The organism is Mesorhizobium sp. P3_A10, assembly GCF_056403175.1.
The window spans coordinates 97,215-114,979 of the sequence record NZ_JBFUFZ010000012.1 but is presented as its reverse complement, the minus strand read 5'-3'; the positions used below and the strand labels follow the sequence as shown (position 1 = coordinate 114,979).

18 protein-coding genes are annotated in these 17,765 nt (G+C 63.8%); 11 read left to right on the top strand and 7 right to left on the bottom strand.

Annotated elements, in window-relative coordinates; translation table 11 throughout:
* The first annotated feature begins 384 nt into the window (after positions 1 to 384).
* Both AC1DXU_RS30035 and AC1DXU_RS30030 read left to right on the top strand, forming a co-directional pair.
* Positions 385 to 1,608, top strand: coding sequence for an argininosuccinate synthase (locus AC1DXU_RS30035; protein WP_477374793.1), 1,224 nt, complete (start codon positions 385 to 387; stop codon positions 1,606 to 1,608).
* A gap of 205 nt (positions 1,609 to 1,813) precedes the next feature.
* Positions 1,814 to 2,374 carry a hypothetical protein gene (locus tag AC1DXU_RS30030; RefSeq protein ID WP_477374791.1) on the top strand — a complete coding sequence of 187 codons (561 nt, stop codon included), beginning with the start codon at positions 1,814 to 1,816 and terminating at the stop codon, positions 2,372 to 2,374.
* Positions 2,375 to 2,518: 144 nt separating this feature from the next.
* Here AC1DXU_RS30030 and AC1DXU_RS30025 read toward each other — a convergent pair whose 3' ends face one another.
* A complete protein-coding gene (locus AC1DXU_RS30025; RefSeq protein WP_477374789.1) occupies positions 2,519 to 3,007 on the bottom strand; it encodes a RidA family protein in 489 nt (162 codons plus the stop codon).
* Between the two features lie 148 nt (positions 3,008 to 3,155).
* Here AC1DXU_RS30025 and AC1DXU_RS30020 point away from each other — a divergent pair, with 148 nt between their 5' ends.
* Entirely contained in the window at positions 3,156 to 3,845 is a 690-nt protein-coding gene (locus AC1DXU_RS30020; protein ID WP_477374787.1) for a TetR/AcrR family transcriptional regulator, read from the top strand.
* Positions 3,846 to 3,929: 84 nt separating this feature from the next.
* On the opposite strand, the gene AC1DXU_RS30015 is transcribed toward AC1DXU_RS30020, so the two are convergent.
* Positions 3,930 to 4,727, bottom strand: coding sequence for a lytic murein transglycosylase (locus AC1DXU_RS30015; protein ID WP_477374785.1), 798 nt, complete (start codon positions 4,725 to 4,727; stop codon positions 3,930 to 3,932).
* A gap of 266 nt (positions 4,728 to 4,993) precedes the next feature.
* On the opposite strand from AC1DXU_RS30015, the gene AC1DXU_RS30010 reads away from it, so the two are divergent.
* From AC1DXU_RS30010 to rpsP, 6 genes are all read left to right on the top strand, one after another.
* Positions 4,994 to 6,061: a zinc-binding metallopeptidase family protein gene (locus tag AC1DXU_RS30010; RefSeq protein ID WP_477374783.1), complete on the top strand. Its 1,068-nt coding sequence runs from the start codon at positions 4,994 to 4,996 to the stop codon at positions 6,059 to 6,061.
* 121 nt (positions 6,062 to 6,182) lie between these two features.
* On the top strand, positions 6,183 to 7,148 hold the full coding sequence (locus AC1DXU_RS30005) for a lysostaphin resistance A-like protein (RefSeq protein WP_477374781.1): 966 nt from the start codon (positions 6,183 to 6,185) through the stop codon (positions 7,146 to 7,148).
* Entirely contained in the window at positions 7,148 to 8,089 is a 942-nt protein-coding gene (locus AC1DXU_RS30000; protein ID WP_477374779.1) for a glycosyltransferase, read from the top strand. The genes AC1DXU_RS30005 and AC1DXU_RS30000 overlap by 1 nt, the downstream gene beginning before the upstream one ends.
* Positions 8,090 to 8,360: 271 nt before the next feature.
* Positions 8,361 to 9,959 carry a signal recognition particle protein gene (ffh, locus tag AC1DXU_RS29995; protein ID WP_477374777.1) on the top strand — a complete coding sequence of 533 codons (1,599 nt, stop codon included), beginning with the start codon at positions 8,361 to 8,363 and terminating at the stop codon, positions 9,957 to 9,959.
* A gap of 7 nt (positions 9,960 to 9,966) precedes the next feature.
* Positions 9,967 to 10,293, top strand: a complete 327-nt coding sequence (locus AC1DXU_RS29990; RefSeq protein WP_477224730.1) for a chorismate mutase — start codon at positions 9,967 to 9,969, stop codon at positions 10,291 to 10,293.
* A gap of 50 nt (positions 10,294 to 10,343) precedes the next feature.
* Complete coding sequence (rpsP, locus tag AC1DXU_RS29985) at positions 10,344 to 10,745, top strand: 30S ribosomal protein S16 (RefSeq protein WP_477310143.1); 402 nt, start codon at positions 10,344 to 10,346, stop codon at positions 10,743 to 10,745.
* 63 nt (positions 10,746 to 10,808) lie between these two features.
* On the opposite strand, the gene AC1DXU_RS29980 is transcribed toward rpsP, so the two are convergent.
* The 4 genes from AC1DXU_RS29980 to AC1DXU_RS29965 all read right to left on the bottom strand — a co-directional run bounded on the left by AC1DXU_RS29980 (position 10,809) and on the right by AC1DXU_RS29965 (position 13,439).
* A complete protein-coding gene (locus AC1DXU_RS29980; protein WP_477310145.1) occupies positions 10,809 to 11,072 on the bottom strand; it encodes a glycine zipper domain-containing protein in 264 nt (87 codons plus the stop codon).
* 99 nt (positions 11,073 to 11,171) lie between these two features.
* Entirely contained in the window at positions 11,172 to 11,699 is a 528-nt protein-coding gene (locus AC1DXU_RS29975; RefSeq protein ID WP_477374775.1) for an SRPBCC family protein, read from the bottom strand.
* Between the two features lie 16 nt (positions 11,700 to 11,715).
* Positions 11,716 to 12,126, bottom strand: a complete 411-nt coding sequence (locus AC1DXU_RS29970; RefSeq protein ID WP_477374773.1) for a DoxX family protein — start codon at positions 12,124 to 12,126, stop codon at positions 11,716 to 11,718.
* A gap of 407 nt (positions 12,127 to 12,533) precedes the next feature.
* Positions 12,534 to 13,439, bottom strand: a complete 906-nt coding sequence (locus tag AC1DXU_RS29965) for a bestrophin family protein (protein ID WP_477374771.1) — start codon at positions 13,437 to 13,439, stop codon at positions 12,534 to 12,536.
* A 194-nt stretch (positions 13,440 to 13,633) separates the two neighbouring features.
* Here AC1DXU_RS29965 and AC1DXU_RS29960 point away from each other — a divergent pair, with 194 nt between their 5' ends.
* Positions 13,634 to 14,044 (top strand): ACT domain-containing protein, encoded by a 411-nt coding sequence (locus tag AC1DXU_RS29960; protein ID WP_477374769.1) that lies wholly within the window; start codon positions 13,634 to 13,636, stop codon positions 14,042 to 14,044.
* A 179-nt stretch (positions 14,045 to 14,223) separates the two neighbouring features.
* Here the strand turns inward: AC1DXU_RS29960 and AC1DXU_RS29955 are convergent, their stop codons facing one another.
* The gene (locus AC1DXU_RS29955) at positions 14,224 to 15,258 is read right to left on the bottom strand and encodes an aspartate-semialdehyde dehydrogenase (RefSeq protein ID WP_477374767.1); all 1,035 of its coding nucleotides are present in this window, start codon (positions 15,256 to 15,258) and stop codon (positions 14,224 to 14,226) included.
* Between the two features lie 647 nt (positions 15,259 to 15,905).
* Between AC1DXU_RS29955 and AC1DXU_RS29950 the strand changes: the two genes are divergently transcribed.
* Positions 15,906 to 17,765 carry a DEAD/DEAH box helicase gene (locus AC1DXU_RS29950; RefSeq protein WP_477374765.1) on the top strand — a complete coding sequence of 620 codons (1,860 nt, stop codon included), beginning with the start codon at positions 15,906 to 15,908 and terminating at the stop codon, positions 17,763 to 17,765.

Genomic DNA, 17,765 nt, shown 5'->3' with positions numbered 1-17,765 from the left:
GTCCAATCGATCCTTGGCCACATCGATGCCGACACGAAGCGCGATTTGTGTCATCTTCTGATCCCTTCCTTGCTGGTGCGGGGTCGAACCCTGGCAACCGTTCGGGCTATGGAAGATGCGGTCGGAGCTCCTTGCTCACCTGCGGACTCAAACCAAGGGGCACGCGGGCTTCCGCCGCAGCGAGTGACCCGGTCGTGACCCGGGTCACTCGCCAACCCGATCCTGCATGATTCGAAAGACACAAGGGGCGGCGCTAACGCAACGAGCGAGGGCAAAGGCAAACCTAAGGCGATCGCACTACCTGGATCAGCGTTCGTCCCTTGCGTTAGCCGGAAACGCCGTGATACCTCGCCCGCGAAACCTTTTCGCGCGGAACCGTCCCCAATGTCCAAGACCAAAGACGTCAAGAAGGTCGTGCTCGCCTATTCCGGCGGCCTCGACACCTCCATTATCCTGAAATGGCTGCAGACCGAGCTCGGCGCCGAGGTCGTCACCTTCACCGCCGATCTCGGCCAGGGTGGCGAACTCGAGCCGGCGCGCCGCAAGGCCGAGATGATGGGCATCAAGGACATCCGCGTCGTCGACGTGCGCGAGGAATTCGTCTCCGACTTCGTCTTTCCGATGTTTCGCGCCAATGCCGTCTACGAGGGCACCTATCTGCTCGGCACCTCGATCGCCCGGCCGCTGATCTCCAAGCACCTGGTCGAGATCGCCAAAGAGACCGGCGCCGATGCGATCGCGCACGGCGCCACCGGCAAAGGCAACGATCAGGTCCGTTTCGAGCTTTCGGCCTATGCGCTGAACCCTGACATCAAGGTCATCGCGCCCTGGCGCGACTGGTCGTTCAAGTCGCGCACCGATCTGATCAACTTCGCCGAGCAGCACCAGATTCCGGTGCCGAAGGACAAGAAGGGCGACGCGCCGTTCTCGGTCGACGCCAATCTTCTGCATTCCTCCTCCGAGGGCAAGGTGCTGGAAGACCCGTGGGTGGAGCCGCCGGAATTCGTCCACCAGCGCACTGTCTCGCCGATGGACGCCCCGGACAAGGTCACCGAGATCGAGATCGAATTCCTCAAGGGCGATCCGATTGCGCTCAACGGCAAGAAACTGTCGCCGGCAACGATGCTGGCCGCGCTCAACGATCTCGGCCGCGACAATGGCATCGGCCGGCTCGACCTGGTCGAGAACCGTTTCGTCGGCATGAAATCGCGCGGCGTCTACGAGACGCCCGGCGGCACCATCCTGATCGCGGCGCACCGCGCCATCGAATCGATCACGCTCGACCGTGGTGCAGCGCATCTCAAGGACGAGTTGATGCCGCGCTATGCCGAGTTGATCTACAACGGCTTCTGGTTCGCGCCCGAGCGGCTGATGCTGCAGGCTATGATCGACAAGAGCCAGGAAGACGTCGAAGGCACGGTGCGGCTGAAGCTCTACAAGGGCAACGTCATGGTCAACGGCCGCAAGTCGAAGAAGACGCTCTATTCCGACGCCCTCGTCACCTTCGAGGACGATCGCGGCGCCTACGACCAGAAGGACGCCGCCGGCTTCATCCGCCTCAACGCGCTGCGGCTGAGGACGCTTGCCGCGCGCAACCGCAAGGCTTGATATCCGGACAGCAGGGCCGGGGCCGCCTCATCAAAGCTGAAACGGCTAAGGAACCCCGGCGGAGACGCCGGGTTTTTATTTGACCACTCTAATATAAGGGAAGTTAACCCCGCCCGGATCAATTCCCGTTTGACCTTTCGACTGCTTCATCCTAGTCCTCTTGCGGGATCGAGGGGCTTTGACAGTGAAAAACAGGATTTTTCTTTTGCTTGCGGCGGTCGCCGTCTTTGCCGGGTGCCAGTCTTCACAGGCAGCCGGCAAGCGCAGCGAGAAGCTGAATCTGGACGAGTGCGTTGCCGCTGTCCACGCATGGAGCATCACGCTCAAGCGGGATATCGGCTCTTTCATGGGTGTCTCGCAGGAGCGCCTGCCAGCCATGTTCTGCCAGCGCATCGCCGACGGGCTGCGCAGCGGGCGGATCAGCTACTCCGACATAAACAACCTGCAGCTCGACCAACCGACCGAAATCTGGTTGGTCATCAAGGGCAAGTCAAAGGCGGCTGCGGCCGCGCAAGCCTTCACGCCGCGGAACCCCAATTTCCGTATCTGCAGCGGTGTTGACGGTACTTTCCAGGTTCTCGCTTCCCAGAAATGCCCGTCGAGCGGCTATGGGAATTCCGAAATGTGGAAGTCCCCCAAGGGCAAGTCAAAGGCGGCTCCTCCAACGCCGCGGATGTCCAAATTCCGTACCTGCAAAGCTTTTGACGGCACCTTCCAGGTTCCAATTTCCCAGAAATGCCCGTTGAGCGGCTACGCGCATTATTGAGCCTGATGTGCCGGGCGCTCGGCTCAGTTTTGGCAAGCAGCCTTGCTGGATGACGCCACGCCATTCGGCCAGTGGCTGCTTCCTGCTCGAGCAATTCCAGGAAAAGTGTGAGGCGGCTTTCCGTCTGGAATTGCGACGGATACACTAGTCAAGCACGACCACGGCCTCCACCTCGAACAGCATGGGGTCGATGGCAAGCTTGGGGACGGGAACCAGGGTCTGCGCCGGCAGCGCCTCGCCGAACATGTCCTTGACGTTCCGGGTCAGCACCTCGAGCTTGGACATATCGTGATCGACCACGAAGATGGTGAGCTTGGCGACCTGATCTGGCCTGGCGCCAATCCCCTCAAGCGCGCTGCGCAAATTTGCGTAGGCCTGCCTGACCTGGACCGCGAAGTCCGGCGACAAGCCACCCGTGCTGTCCTGGCCGCCCTGTCCGGAGATGTAGGCCAGCCGGGCGCCGCCGGGCACGATCACTGCCGTGCTGTAGCCATTCGGCGACGGGTCGTAGAGGGTCTGCGGATTGACGATCGTCAGCTTGCGATCGTTCTCGCTCGCTGTCGTCGCAGTGGGAACTGCCATGTTCATGATGAATAGCCCTCCGATCAGCAGATGCTTGATTGCGCGTGACATGAAATTTCTCTTGGCTTTGCGGACTTGCTCGATTGACTCGTACGCTGCACGAGTAGTTACATAGTACGATGTACGAGTCAACCGTTCCGGATCGACATTCGCCTGCTTGCCGGTCAAGATAGGCGCTCTGAGACAGCGAGGAAGACGGATGGCAGCCAAACGCAGCGGCGCCCGGAAAAAACGGTCTGAGCCGCCGCGGCTCCCGCCCGCGCCGCAGGCGAGCGGTGAACCGCCTCTCTCCAGGGAACGCATCGTGGCGACCGCGGTGGAACTGCTTGATACGCAAGGGCTCGACGGATTGACCATGCGTCGGCTGGCCGATCGTCTCGGCTCGGGGGTGATGAGCCTGTATTGGCACGTCGACAACAAAGAGGATGTCTTTGATCTATCGCTCGACTCGGTGTTCGACTATCGCGGACCGCCGCAAACAGCTGAGCCTCGAGACTGGCGCGAGGACGTCGTTCATATGCTCGAGGACTGGCGCGCCACGATGCTGCATCACCCCTGGTCGGCATCGCTGCTGCCGCGCCGGGCGCTCGGCCGAAACATGCTCGCTCGCCTGGAACTGCTGAGCAAGACCTTGTCCGGGGCCGGCGTCGCCGACGCGGATCTGAACGTCGCGATATGGTCGCTCTGGAATTATGTGATGGGCGCGACCGTCACCCGGGCGAGCTTCGACCTCTCGGAAGACGACAGGGCCGCCGCGCGGCAGCGCCTTGAAGGTCTCACCGAACGCTACCCGACGATCGAGCGCTCTCGCCTGCTGTTGGATGACGATTGGGATGGTGCTTTCCGAAAGGGCCTCGGCTTCCTGCTCGATGGCCTCACCCCGGGATAGGGAACGACTTCCCCTATCCCTGCACCATCAACAAAAAGCCCGGCGCATGGCCGGGCTTTCTTGTGGAATGGAGATCTCTGTCGGTCAGTCCCCGTCGATCGCCGTGGCGATCTGGGCGATGGCTTGCTGGTAGACGCTCGCGGAATTCCAGCCGGCAATGGCGCCCATATTCGCACTCGCGCTGGCCCCTGCCCGCCAGCCATGAGCCTTGAGGAAGTTGGCGGTGGAAGCCAGCGCGGTCGCCTTGTCGCGCAGATTTCCGTTGCCAACGCCATACTTCAAGACATTTCCGGGCAGGAACTGGGTATGGCCGATCTCGCCATGCGCAGCGCCGGTCGATGAGGCGCTCAACGCGCCGCGATCGACCAGCTTCAGCGCCGCAATGGCATGCGGGTAGAAGAACCCCGGACGGCGGCAATCATAGGCAAGCGTCAGAATGGCAGAGACCGTATTCTGGTTGCCCATCGCGGAACCAAAGCCGGTCTCCATGCCCCAGATAGCCAGCAACACGCCCGGCGATACGCCGTAGTTGCTCTCGATCTTGTCGAAAAGTGCTGCGTTCTGCTTCTTCAGCGAACGGCCCCTGGAAATGATCGAAGCCCCACCACGACGCTTCATGAAAGCATCCACCGAGCCGCTGAACGCCTTGTGGATGGCGCGGTCGACCGAGATCGTCTTTGTTGCGTAGGTAGCGCCAGCCAGCGCGGCCAGGCCCTTGGCGCCGACGCCTTCGGACTTGGCTTCCGCGGCGAACTCCGGCTTCCAGGCGTCGAAGCCGGCGCCGGTTTTGCCACAGCTGGCCGCCGCTTGCGCGCCCGTCGCCAGCGCAAGCACCGCCGCCGCCGCGGCCACAAAAATCTTTCCCTTGGCAAGAAATGCCATGCTGTTCTCCTGATTTGCCTGAATCACGTCCCGGTTGCGAACTTGCCAGCGAAACGTGCACTTGTCACGGTCTCCCGGCGCCGCGCTGGCCAATGCAGGGGAATTTGCCTACGATCAAGGAATTACTGTGGCGGGAATGCAAGCGGAAGCCCGATTGGTCAGTCTGCCGCATCACTGATCTGGCGTCACGGCGGCCGGTCGACGGCAGGCGTTTGGGCGATGTGCTGCTGCGCACTATATCCCCTCCCTGACCATTTGAGATCGAAATGAAACTCTTCGATTGCCCTCATTGCGGCCACCGCCTCTATTTCGAAAACGCCCAGTGCCTGAACTGCGCCAGCCCGGTGCTCTATGATCCCGAGCATGCGCGCTTTGCGCTGTCGGGTGTCGACGGCGTCTTCCAATGCACCAACGCCGACGAATGCGCCTGCAACTGGATGGCTGAGCCGGGCCACGCCTTCTGCCGCGCCTGTGTGCTGAACCAGCTGATCCCGGACCTCTCGGTTGACGGCAATCGCAGCCGCTGGATCCGCGTCGAAGCAGCCAAGAAACGCGCCATTTATTCGCTGCTCGCCTTCGGATTGCCGGTGGCGCCCAAGCAGGGTGCCGCCGACGAGGTCGGCCTTGCCTTCGACTTGCTTGCCGATCCGATCGGCGGTGGGCCAGGCGGCGAGCGCATCCTGACCGGCCACGACAACGGCCTGATCACACTCAACGTCGCCGAGGCTGATTCAGCCGAGCGCGAAAAGCGGCGTGTCGAGATGGGCGAGAATTACCGCACGCTGCTCGGTCATTTCCGCCACGAGCTCGGCCATTATTACTGGGACCGCCTGATCCGCGACGATCCGCAGCGGCTTGCCGCCTTCCGCGCCCTGTTCGGCGACGACCGCGCCGATTATGAGCAGGCACTGAAGACCTATTATGCCAATGGCGTGGCGCCCGACTGGCAGCAGGGCCACATCTCGGCCTATGCGACGTCCCACCCCTGGGAGGATTGGGCCGAAACCTGGGCGCACCATCTGCACATCACCGATACGCTGGAGATGGTGCATGCGCTGAATTTCCCGCTCGGTCGACTGGAAACCGTGGAGGCCAACACCTTGCCGCGAGGCGACACCGGCGGCCGGCTGCAGGCCGCGCCCTCGGAACCTGCCGCCACGCCCGAACGCTTTGAAGATGTTCTCGCCCGCTGGCTGGTGCTGTCGGAGGCCTCCAACTCGATCAACCGCTGCATGGGCCTGCCCGACCTCTACCCGTTCGTCATCTCGGACGTGACCGCCGGCAAGCTCGCCTTCGTGCACGAGCTTTTGACCGGACGAATGACCAGCCCCTGACGAGGACGGCTGCGCAGGCACCAAAGGCCGGCACGGCGAAAACCGGTTCCACTTTTCGACATCCTGGTCTAGATCAGGCGAGCCGAAGCACCGCCCCCGAAGCACCTGTTCAGGAATCCGCGTGACGATCGATCCAGCTGCCTTCGAGCACTATCGGCGCTCTCCCAACTCCAAAACGACCTTGCTACGCCTGTTGCTGGGAACGGCGATCGTCGTCGTCTTCTGGATGGCAGTCACTGTGGCCGTGGTGTTTGGCGGCACCTATGCCTATGTCGTCTGGATGGCCTCGACGGGCGGCTCGGTCGGCGTCCAGCCGGTGCAGAATTTTCTTGCATCGCCCCTCGGGATTCTGGCCCAGCTGAGCTCGTTCGCCGGCATCTGGCTCGGCCTGTGGGCGGCCATGCGTTGGGTCCATGGCGAGAGACTGACGGCACTGATCGGCGCCAGCCACCGGGTTTCGCGCGATGGCTTCCTGAAGGGCCTGGCCGCGGTGCTGATCACCTCGCTGTTCTCCGAAATCCTGCTCTATTGCCTGCAGCCCGAGATCGCACGCGGCTCCATCAGCCTGTCGTCCTGGCTGATGTACTTGATCCCGATCGTTGCCCTGGCCTTGCTGCAGACATCGTCCGAGGAGGCACTTTTCCGCGGCTATCTGCTCAGAGGCCTGGCCAGCCGTTTCGAGAACCCCTTCATCTGGGCGCTGCTGCCGGCGATGCTGTTCACCGCATTGCACTGGAGCACGAGTTCGACCGCCGCCATCAACGCTAGCGTGCTGGCCTCGATCGCCGCTTTCGCGCTGCTCTTAACGCTTCTGGTCTATATCTCCGGCAATCTCGGCGCCGGCTTCGGCGCACATCTCGGCAACAACCTGACCGGGTTCCTGCTGATTTCGCATCAGGAAAGCTACAATTCCTTCGCCTTGTTCAACGCCAAGCCGCTCGAAGGCGCCGACTGGACGACGACGAATGCGGTTCTGATCGCGGCGATCGGCATCGTCAGCAGTCTGTTGACGATCCTGCTGCTGCTGCACCCGCGCTCGCCGCTGAAGGTCGAGGCGGATATTTCTCGCCTCCCCGGTCGCGCCTGATGCGCATCACCCTGGCCGCCCCGGGTGTCCTGCCTGCCAGGGGCTATGGCGGCACCGAGCGCCAGGTCGACTGGCTGGCGACCGAACTGGTGCGCGCCGGCCACCATGTCGTATTGATTGCCGGGGCCGGTTCGAGCCATCCGCTTTGCGAGGTGCGCGGCATCACCTCGCAAGCGCAATGCCGGGCCGCCATCCCCGCCGATACCGACATCGTCCATTTCAACGGCTGGTACGTCGAGGCTCCGTTTCCGACCCTCAACACCGAGCATGGCTTTTCCCCTGACGAACCCCGGCCGCAGACAAACTGGAATTTCGTCAGCGCCAGCCATGCACGCAATCACGGCAGGAAGACCTTCGTCTACAACGGCTTTCCCGCCGATTCCTACCGGCTGGCCGGCTCGAAGAGTGACCGCCTGCTGTTTCTGGCCGGCATCGCGCGCGCCGGCAAGAACCTCAATCGCGCCGTCGACCTCGCCAGGAAATTCGATTTCCCCCTCGACATCGCCGGCGGCGCGCGCTGGACACTGCTGACGCGCAGCAAGGTCCGGCGCGACGGTGTGTTCTTCAAGAGCCTGGGGTCGCGCTACCGTTTCCACGGAACTGTCGGTGGCGACGAAAAGCTGCGCCTGCTGGGCGAGGCAAAGGCCTTCCTCAATCCGATCGCCTGGGAAGAGCCGTTTGGCATGGCCCCGGTCGAGGCCATGCTGTGCGGAACGCCGGTGTTGTCCACACCGCGCGGCGCCTTGCCCGAGATCGTCGACGGCGACACCGGACTGCTGTTTGACACCGACGCCGAATTCGCCACCGCCCTCGATGCGGTTGCCATGCTTTCCCCGCAGCGCTGCCGCGACTCAGCCGCCGACCGGTTTCCCATCGCCAAAACCGCGAAAGGCTATCTCGATCTCTACACCCGCATCCTCGACGGCGAAGTGCTGCCGTGAGCCGGACGCCCCCCAGACCTTGACTCTTCGCCGGATTTCCTGTCTACAGCCCCCGAAATCCGCGACGAGTATCCCTCCGAGCAAGCCGACCAGGACGCCGAAGCCTCTTAGAGGTCAAGTGCTGTAAATCGATCCTGGAGGCCAACACCCGGCAGCGCTGAGCGCCCCCGGGTGCTTTTTGGCTTTGCGCTTGCACGGGCTTTTGTTTGGACACTTGGCGCGAACGCATTACCTCTCGGATCGAACCCGAACCGAGATTGAAGGAAGCTAGATGTTTGAATCCCTTCAGGAGCGCCTTGGCTCCATCCTGAACGGCCTGACCGGCCGCGGCGCGCTGTCGGAGGCCGATGTCTCGGCGGCGCTGCGCGAGGTGCGCCGTGCGCTGCTCGAAGCAGACGTGGCGCTGGAAGTGGTGCGTTCCTTCACCGACAAGGTGCGCGAAAAGGCTGTCGGCGCCGCCGTGGTCAAGTCGATCAAGCCGGGACAGATGGTCGTCAAGATCGTCCATGACGAGCTGGTCGACATGCTCGGCGCCGAAGGCGTCGCCATCGATCTCAATGCGCCGGCGCCGGTCGTCATCATGATGGTCGGTCTGCAGGGCTCGGGCAAGACGACGACCTCGGCCAAAATCGCCAAGCGGCTTTCCGAGCGTCAGAACAAGAAGGTTCTGATGGCCTCGCTCGACACCCGGCGCCCCGCCGCGCAAGAGCAGCTTCGCCAGCTCGGCGAGCAGGTCAAGGTCGCGACGCTGCCGATCATATCAGGCCAGAACCCGGTCGACATCGCGCGCCGCGCCGTGCAGGCGGCCAAGCTCGGCGGCCATGACATCGTCATCCTCGACACCGCCGGCCGCACCCATATCGACGAGCCGCTGATGGTCGAGATGGCCGACATCAAGAAGGTGTCGAACCCGCACGAAATCCTGCTGGTCGCCGATTCGCTGACCGGCCAGGACGCCGTCAATCTGGCCAAGAGCTTCGACGAGCGCGTCGGCATCACCGGCCTGGTGCTGACCCGCATGGACGGCGACGGCCGCGGCGGTGCAGCACTTTCGATGCGCGCCGTCACCGGCAAGCCGATCAAGCTGATCGGCACCGGCGAAAAGATGGACGGGCTGGAGGAATTCCACCCCAAGCGCATCGCCGACCGCATCCTCGGCATGGGCGACATCGTCTCGCTCGTCGAAAAAGCCGCCGAGAACATCGACGCCGAACAAGCGGCGGCGATGGCAAAAAAGATGCAGTCGGGCAAGTTCGACCTGAACGACCTCGCCGGCCAGCTTCAGCAGATGTCGAAGATGGGCGGCATGGGCGGCATCATGGGCATGATGCCCGGCATGGGCAAGATGAAGGACCAGATGGCCGCCGCCGGCCTCGACGACAAGATGTTCGGCCGCCAGCTCGCCATCATCTCGTCGATGACCAAGGCCGAGCGCGCCAATCCGGACCTGCTCAAGCATTCGCGCAAGAAGCGCATCGCCGCCGGCTCGGGCACAGACGCGACCGAGATCAACAAGCTTTTAAAAATGCATCGCGGCATGGCCGACATGATGAAGGCGATGGGCGGCAAGGGCAAAGGCGGCGGCCTCATGCGCGGCATGATGGGCGGTCTCGCCTCCAAGATGGGTCTTGGCGGCATGATGCCCGGCGGCGGCATGGGCGGCATGATGGGCGGCGGCATGCCTGATCTGTCGAAGATGGACCCCAAGCAACTCGAAGCCTTGCAGAAGCAGGCGCAGGCCTCTGGCCTCGGCGGCATGAAAGGTCTTCCCGGTGGCGGTGGCCTGCCTGGCCTGCCCGGCGGCATGAAGCTTCCGGGTCTTCCCGGTCTGGGCGGCGGCGGTCTGCCCGGCCTCGGCAAGAAGAAGTGAGGGCGTCATGAACGAAGAAAAAGACATGGCCGACGCACGCATCATCCTGGCCGACTACCGCGCCTCGATCGACAACATCGACGCGGCCCTCATCCACATGCTCGCCGAGCGCTTCCGCTGCACCAAGGCGGTCGGCGTGCTGAAGGCGACGCATGGCCTGCCGCCAGCCGACCCGGCGCGCGAGCAGCAGCAGATCGCCCGTCTTCGCCAACTGGCGAAGGATGCGCATCTCGATCCGGATTTCGCGGAAAAATTCCTCAACTTCGTCGTCCGCGAAGTGATCCGCCACCACGAACAGATCGCCGCTTCCAACGGCGTGACGAAAGCCGGCTAATAAACCAGCCACAACCAACCAACGAAATCAGAGTTTTTAGGAGAAAAGAAATGCCCTTGAAGATCCGACTGGCCCGTGCGGGCTCGAAGAAGCGTCCTTACTACCACGTCGTCGTCGCCGACGCCCGTTCGCCGCGCGACGGCCGGTTCATCGAGTCGCTCGGCTCGTGGAACCCGCTGCTGCCCAAGGACGGCGAGCGCGTCAAGGTCGACGCCGACCGCGTCAAGCATTGGCTGTCGCATGGCGCCCAGCCGACCGACCGCGTGCTGCGCTTCCTCGACGAAGCCGGCCTGGTCAAGCGCGAGGCCCGCTCCAACCCGAAGAAGGCCGAGCCGGGCAAGAAGGCGCAGGAACGCTCTGCCCTGCTGAAGAAGGCGCAGGAAGACGCCGCCACCGCAGCAGCAGCCGCGGCAGCCGCACCGGCAGAGGCGGAAGCCGCCACCGCCGAGTAATTCACGTTCCATCTCTGATGAAAACGGCGGGCCTGTGCCCGCCGTTTTTGTTGAGTCGTCCGGTCAATAGCCGTCCGGACAGCGGGCGATATAGGTTCGTCCGTAGCGGTCGCGGTAGCGGCATTGATCCGGTTCGTTCGCCCGGCCGATCAGCGCGCCGGCGACGGCGCCAACAGCACCACCGACGACAGCGCCCTCCACCGGATCATTTGCCACCGCAGCGCCTATGGCCGCGCCACCCAGGCCGCCGACCGCCGCGCCTTTTTCCGTTTGCGAGCAGGCAGCGAGCGGCACCAGCAACGCCATCAAAAGCATGATCTTTTTCATCGTCGTTCCTCTCCCAAGGGGCGAACTTTTCACCCGCAATGGATCGACAACGCGCGAATGCCCAATTTGATCCGCTTGGACAACGACGAACGGATCGCCCTATTTTTCGGTGGCCCGCTTCAAACTGGCGAGACCGGTCTCGAAATCCTTGCCGACCAGCCTGTCGAAATTCATGAACACGCCGATCAGCTTGGCCATGAACGGATAGCGGCCGCGCATGGCCCAGGTGACCGCGGTGCTGTTGCCGGCCGGCTTCAAGGTGAACTCGACCGTGTTGTTGGCCTTGAACGGCTTCTCGAAGTCGAGCTTCAGCGCGACCAGCGAAGACGGAACCGAACCGGTGATTTCCATGCGGCCGATGCCGGCCTTGCCGTCGCTGTGCCAGGCATAGGCGGCGCCCTTGCCGCTGTCGGCGCCGGAGAAAGTGCGCTTCATCTCCGGGTCGAGTTTCTCGTAAGGCGACCACACGCTCCAGCGCCTGAAATCGTTGATCAAAGGAAAGATCGCTTCCGGCAACGCGTTGATGCTGGCCGAGCGGCTGACGACGAAATCATCCGGCCGTGTCGCTGCATAGATGAGCACGGCGGCGATCAGCACAACCAGGATGATGATGATGGTGGTGAGCATTCTTTTCTCCTTGTGCTTATCGGATTAACGGGATCAGGACGCGCACCCGGGGATTCCTGAGATACAGGCCGCCCCACAGGATGATGCCGAGATAGACGCCGAACAGCGTGTGCGAAAACAGCGGGTTGTCGACGCGCACATTGGTGGCGATGGCGCCACCCATGTAAGCGGTGAGCAGGATGGCGCCGAGCACCGAGGTGCGCGGCAGCGCATAGAGCGCCGTCGAGACCAGCCCGATAATGCCGAGCAGGCGCGCGACATTCGGGTCCGCCGGCCAGCCGAGCGGCACCATGGTCTGCGTGACGATCTCGAGCGGCGGCAATTTGATGACGCCATCGAAGACCATGAACAGCACGATGATGGCGCTGAGCGCGCGGCCGGTCCACAGGGCGCCCGGTGAGACAGGTGCGGTTTCAGAAATGGTCATTGGTGTTCCTCCGTCGGTTCGAGCACTGGCTGCTTAGCCAGGGTTGAACCAAGGACGCGGCACGGGACGATGATCCGACAGGGTAGGGATTCTTTTTTTGGCGGCAGTCCTTCCGCAACAGGGTCAAAGTGGGTCGCTGGCCCCCACGCTTCGTCATCCTCAGGCTTGACCCGAGGATCCATGCCGCAACATCAGGCGAAGAATGCAGCGGTCCAGAACAGGACGTCTATCCGTGCCCGCTTTTGGTCCGTTTTCGCCTGTCACGGATGTCACGGCATGGATCCTAGGGTCTCCGCGACGTCGCTGCGCTCCTGCTTCGCCCTAGTATGACGAAGGGAGGATGTCCCGGCTATTCTCGAAGGTTTGGTTGACGTATCAACGTTCGCTGCCGACCGGCTTTACAAGGCCTAGGAAAAGTAAAACTTCTCCGCCGGGATCATCTTCGGCGGCGTCTCACCCAGCGCCTCGAACACCGAGATCTCGCAGACGCGGCAGAGGCCGTCGAGCGCAAGGTCGTTGGGCTGGGTGCCGAACGGGTCCTCGAGCTCTTCCGAAAGCGCGTCGAGGCCGAAGAAGGTGTAGGCGATCAGCGCCGTGAACAGCGGCGTCGCCCAGCCGGCCGGTGCGGCCAGCCCGAATGGCAGCAGCAGGCAGAAGATGTAGGCGGTGCGCTGCAGAAGCAGCGTATAGGCAAACGGCAGGGGCGTTCCGGCGATGCGCTCGCAGCCGGCTTGGGCGGCGGCGATTTCCGACAGCCGCTCGTCGAGGATGCGGTAGCCGATCGTGTCGATGGCGCCGGCCTTGCGCAGCGCTGCGATACGCTGGCCCATGCGCCGCGCCATGGCATCAGGCGCGTTGGCCGCCTTGGCGGCACCTTCGATCTCGTCGCCGATGAAGGTGCGTGCCTCGGCGGTGGCATCGACCCGTCTGAGCAGGCCGCGCAAAAAGTGACAGAAGGCAATCGCCTCCATCAGCAGGCCGCGCAATTCGGTCCGGTTGTCGATCAGCCCGGTCGAGGCGCGGGCCAGGTTGCGGATGTCGAAGACAAGCTGACCCCACAGCTTGCGCGCCTCCCACCAGCGGTCATAGGCGGCGTTGTTGCGGAAGCCGAGATAGATCGACAGCGCCACGCCGAGCAAAGCGAAGGGTGCTGTGCCGGCATTGCCGAAGTCGAGCTTCAGCGCCCGCACAGCCAGCACCACCAGCGCGCCATAGAGGCCGAAGCCGAAGATCTGCGGCAGGATGCGTGGCACCACGGAGCCGCGCATGATGAAGAACAGATGCAGGAATCCCGGGCGCGGGCGAACGATCATGTAAACCCCTCTCGCGGACCGGCGATGGTCCTCGACCCGTCTATTGTGCGACTGGCCAAGCGCGCAAGCTCAGCCGCCAACGACATGGCGATGTCGTCTTGCGGGGGTAGGGCGGTGCGCGCTATCGAAGCCTGCGGGTCGAGGCACGTTCAACGCGTGGCCTGCTCGATCGCGAAAACACATGGAAGCAACCGATGGCTGGCGAGACCGATCTGAAAAAACTGCTGGCATCGATGACGCCGGAACTGCTTCCCGGCGTACATGTCTTCGTCACCTTGCCGCCGGGCGTGCCTGTTCCTGAAACCCTCGAGCCGGTGATGGTGTTTCGCGAACGCGAGGGCACGACGCTGATCGTGCTCGAAGATCAGGCGAAGACCGCTGGCCTGAAAGGCGTGTTCCCCAGCCGCATGATCACGCTGAACATCCATTCGTCGCTGGAAGCGGTCGGCTTCCTCGCCGCCATCACCGCCCGGCTGGCCACCGCCGGCATGGGCGTCAATCCGGTCTCGGCTTTTTACCACGACCACCTGTTCGTGCCGGCGGGCCGGGCGGCAGAGGCAATAGGGATACTGGAACGTTTGGCGCAGGAGAGCCGGCTTACTTGAAACGCCCGTGCCGCCCCTCATCCCCCTGCCGGGACCTTCTCCCCGTATAGTGACGGGGAGAAGGGAGCTAACGGCCGAAGGCCGAGCCCGCGACTGCGGGCCGCCGGCTTTCCGGCGCGCCCGCGCAGGGCCCGCCGCGGCAGCGGCGATCCGGCCCGTGAGCGAAAACAAACCGGCCGTCAGGCCGCCTTCTTCTTCGGCTGGATCAGGCCGCGCTCGACCAGAAGCTCGGCGATCTGCACCGCGTTCAGCGCCGCGCCCTTGCGCAGATTGTCGGAGACGATCCACATCGACAGGCCATTGTCGATGGTCGAATCCTCGCGGATGCGCGAGATGAAGGTGGCGTCCTCGCCGGCCGATTCCAGCGGCGTGATGTAGCCGCCGTCCTCGCGCTTGTCCAAGACCTGGCAGCCCGGCGCTTCGCGCAGGATGTCGCGCGCCTCGTCGGCGGTGATCGGCTTTTCGAACTCGATGTTGACCGCTTCCGAATGGCCGATGAACACCGGCACGCGCACGCAGGTCGCCGTCAGCTTGATCTTGGGGTCGAGCATCTTCTTGGTCTCGGCGACCATCTTCCACTCTTCCTTGGTGAAACCGTCATCGAGGAAGACGTCGATATGCGGGATGACGTTGAAGGCGATGCGCTTGGTGAACTTCTTGACGTCGACCTGGTCGGCGACGAACACGGCCCGCGTCTGCGTGAACAGCTCGTCCATGCCTTCCTTGCCGGCGCCCGACACCGACTGGTAGGTGGCGACGACGACGCGCTTGATGGTGGCGAAGTCGTGCAGCGGCTTCAGCGCCACGACCAGCTGCGCCGTAGAACAATTCGGATTGGCGATGATGTTCTTGCGGGTGAACAGCGAGATCGCGTCCGGGTTCACTTCCGGCACGATCAGCGGCACGTCCTGGTCGTAGCGGAAGGCCGACGAATTATCGATGACGACGCAGCCCTGCTTGCCGATCTTCGGCGACCATTCCTTGGAGACGGTGCCGCCGGCCGACATGATGCAGATGTCGGTGTCGGAAAAATCATACTGGTCGAGCGTCCTGACCTTCAGCGTGCGGTCGCCGAACGACACTTCCGTGCCCTGGCTGCGCCGCGAGGCCAGCGCCACAACTTCGCTCACCGGAAAGCCGCGCTCTTCCAGTATGTTGAGCATTTCCCGGCCCACATTGCCCGTGGCGCCGACGATCGCAACCTTGAAACTCATAGTGATCTCCTGTCCCTCTCCGCTCGGTTTTTGGAGAAAACCCGCCGGCCGGTGCGGGTTTCAGCCCCCGGGCCGGACCCGGGAGAGGGTGGTTAGGCCAAGGGAATCAGACCGTTTTAGTGGTCGTTTTGGCCGTAGTTTTGCTGGAACGGACAGACGCGCCGACGCGCCCGGCCCAATGGTTCGCATTGTGGCCGGGGAAATCGAATGCAAGAACTGCCATCAAGAGGCCGCGCATCGAAAACTGTCCTGTTCGGTGCCGGCTTTTACGCGGTTTGCGTAAAGAGTCAATTGGCGGCGCCTCTTCCTTCTCCCCGTCACTATACGGGGAGAAGGTGCCCGAAGGGCGGATGAGGGGCGGCGCTGACTTCCGCCGTAAGCTCGTCCGGAAGTGACGGCCTGAAGCATCGCCCTTGCTTCACCCATCACGGGTCGCGCTGCCCCTCACCTGCCTGCCGGCATCCTCTCCCCGTATAGTGACGGGGAGAGGGGCGCCCTCGCCAGCGGTTTCGCCAATCGCCGGCGCCGTGCCGCTCGCTCTGTACAATGACGACCGCAGGAAGTAGGAACGCCCGAGAAATGCTTGGGCTGGCGTGTGCATGAGCCGGCGTTGCCGCCCCTAGGCGGCCGAATTCCGAAAGAAGAAGATGTCCAACTTCGAAGCTATTGTCCCGGCGCTGGCAAAGGCGCTGGAAAAACGCGGCTATTCCGAGCTGACGGCGGTGCAAAAGGCGGTGCTGGAGCTCGGCCAGGCCGACGCGCTGGTTTCGGCCCAGACCGGCTCCGGCAAGACCGTCGCCTTCGGGCTGGCGCTGGCGCCGACCCTTCTGGGCGATGCCGAGCGCTTCGCCCATGCCTCTGCGCCGCTGGCGCTGGCGGTTGCGCCGACGCGCGAACTGGCGCTGCAGGTGACGCGCGAGCTGGAATGGCTTTACGAACTGACCGGCGCCACAGTGGCGTCCTGCGTCGGCGGCATGGACATGCGCACCGAAAAGCGCGCGCTGGAACGCGGCGCCCACATCGTCGTCGGCACCCCCGGCCGATTGCGCGACCACATCACCCGGCACTCGCTCGACATGTCGGCGCTGAAGGCCGTGGTGCTCGACGAGGCCGACGAGATGCTCGATCTCGGCTTTCGCGAGGATCTCGAATTCATCCTCGACGCAGCACCGGCCGAGCGCCGCACACTGATGTTTTCGGCCACCGTGCCGCGCTCCATCGCCACGCTGGCCAAGGGCTACCAGCGCGATGCCGTGCGCATCTCGGCCGCGGGTGAGGAAAAGCAGCATCTCGACATCGAATACCGGGCGCTGAGCGTCGCGCAGGCCGACCGCGAGAACGCCATCATCAACGTGCTGCGCTATTATGAGGCGAAGAACGCGCTGGTGTTCTGCAACACCCGCGCCGCGGTGAACCACCTCACCGCACGCTTCAACAACCGCAACTTTTCCGTCGTCGCGCTTTCCGGCGAGCTCAGCCAGAACGAGCGCAGCCATGCGCTGCAGGCGATGCGCGACGGCCGCGCCAAAGTCTGCATCGCCACCGATGTCGCGGCGCGCGGCATCGACCTGCCCAACCTCGAACTGGTGATCCACGCCGACCTGCCGACCAATCCGGAAACGCTGCTCCACCGCAGCGGCCGCACCGGACGCGCCGGACGCAAGGGCGTCAGCGCGCTGATCGTGCCCAACAATGCCCGCAAGCGCACCGAACGGCTGCTGCAGAACGCCGGCCTCAAGGCGACATGGGCGAGCCCGCCCTCGGCCGACGACGTCATCCGCCGCGACGACGAGCGCATCCTTGCCGATCCGGCTTTCGACGAGCCGGTGAAGGATGACGAGCGCGGCTTCATCGACGCGCTTCTCGCCCGGCACGGCGCCGAGCAGGTGGCGGCCGCCTTCGTGCGCCAGTGCCGCGCCAGCCGCTCGGCACCCGAAGATCTCATGGAAATCGCCCCGTTCACGCCGTCGCGTGACAGACCGGCGGGCGAAAAGTTCGCGCACCACGACGAGGCGCCCAGCCGCCGCGATGACTTTGGCGACAGCGTCTGGTTCTCGGTGTCGGTGGGGCGGCGGCAGAATGCCGAGCCGCGCTGGCTGATCCCGATGCTGTGCCGCACCGGCGGCATCACCAAGCGCGAGATCGGCGCCATCAAGATGCAGCCGGAGGAAACCTTCGTGCAGATATCGGCCGACTGGGCCGACCGTTTCCTCGCCGCCATCGGCCCCGACCGCAAATTGCAGAACAACATCGCGGTGAAGCGGCTGGACGGCACGCCCGATCTGTCGCGCGCCGGCTACCAGCCGCCGTTACAGGACAAGAAGCCGCATCGCGGCAAGGGGACGTTCGACCCCAACGCGCCGAAGCGCAAATTTGAGAAGCGGGCGCCGGCATCGGGCGATCAGCGCCCGGCATTCGAGGCAAAGCCGTGGGCTCCGAAAGCGGGCAAGCCGAAATTCGACAAGGCCGGACCGCCCAAACACAAGAAGCCGAAGCGGCCCTCGTAA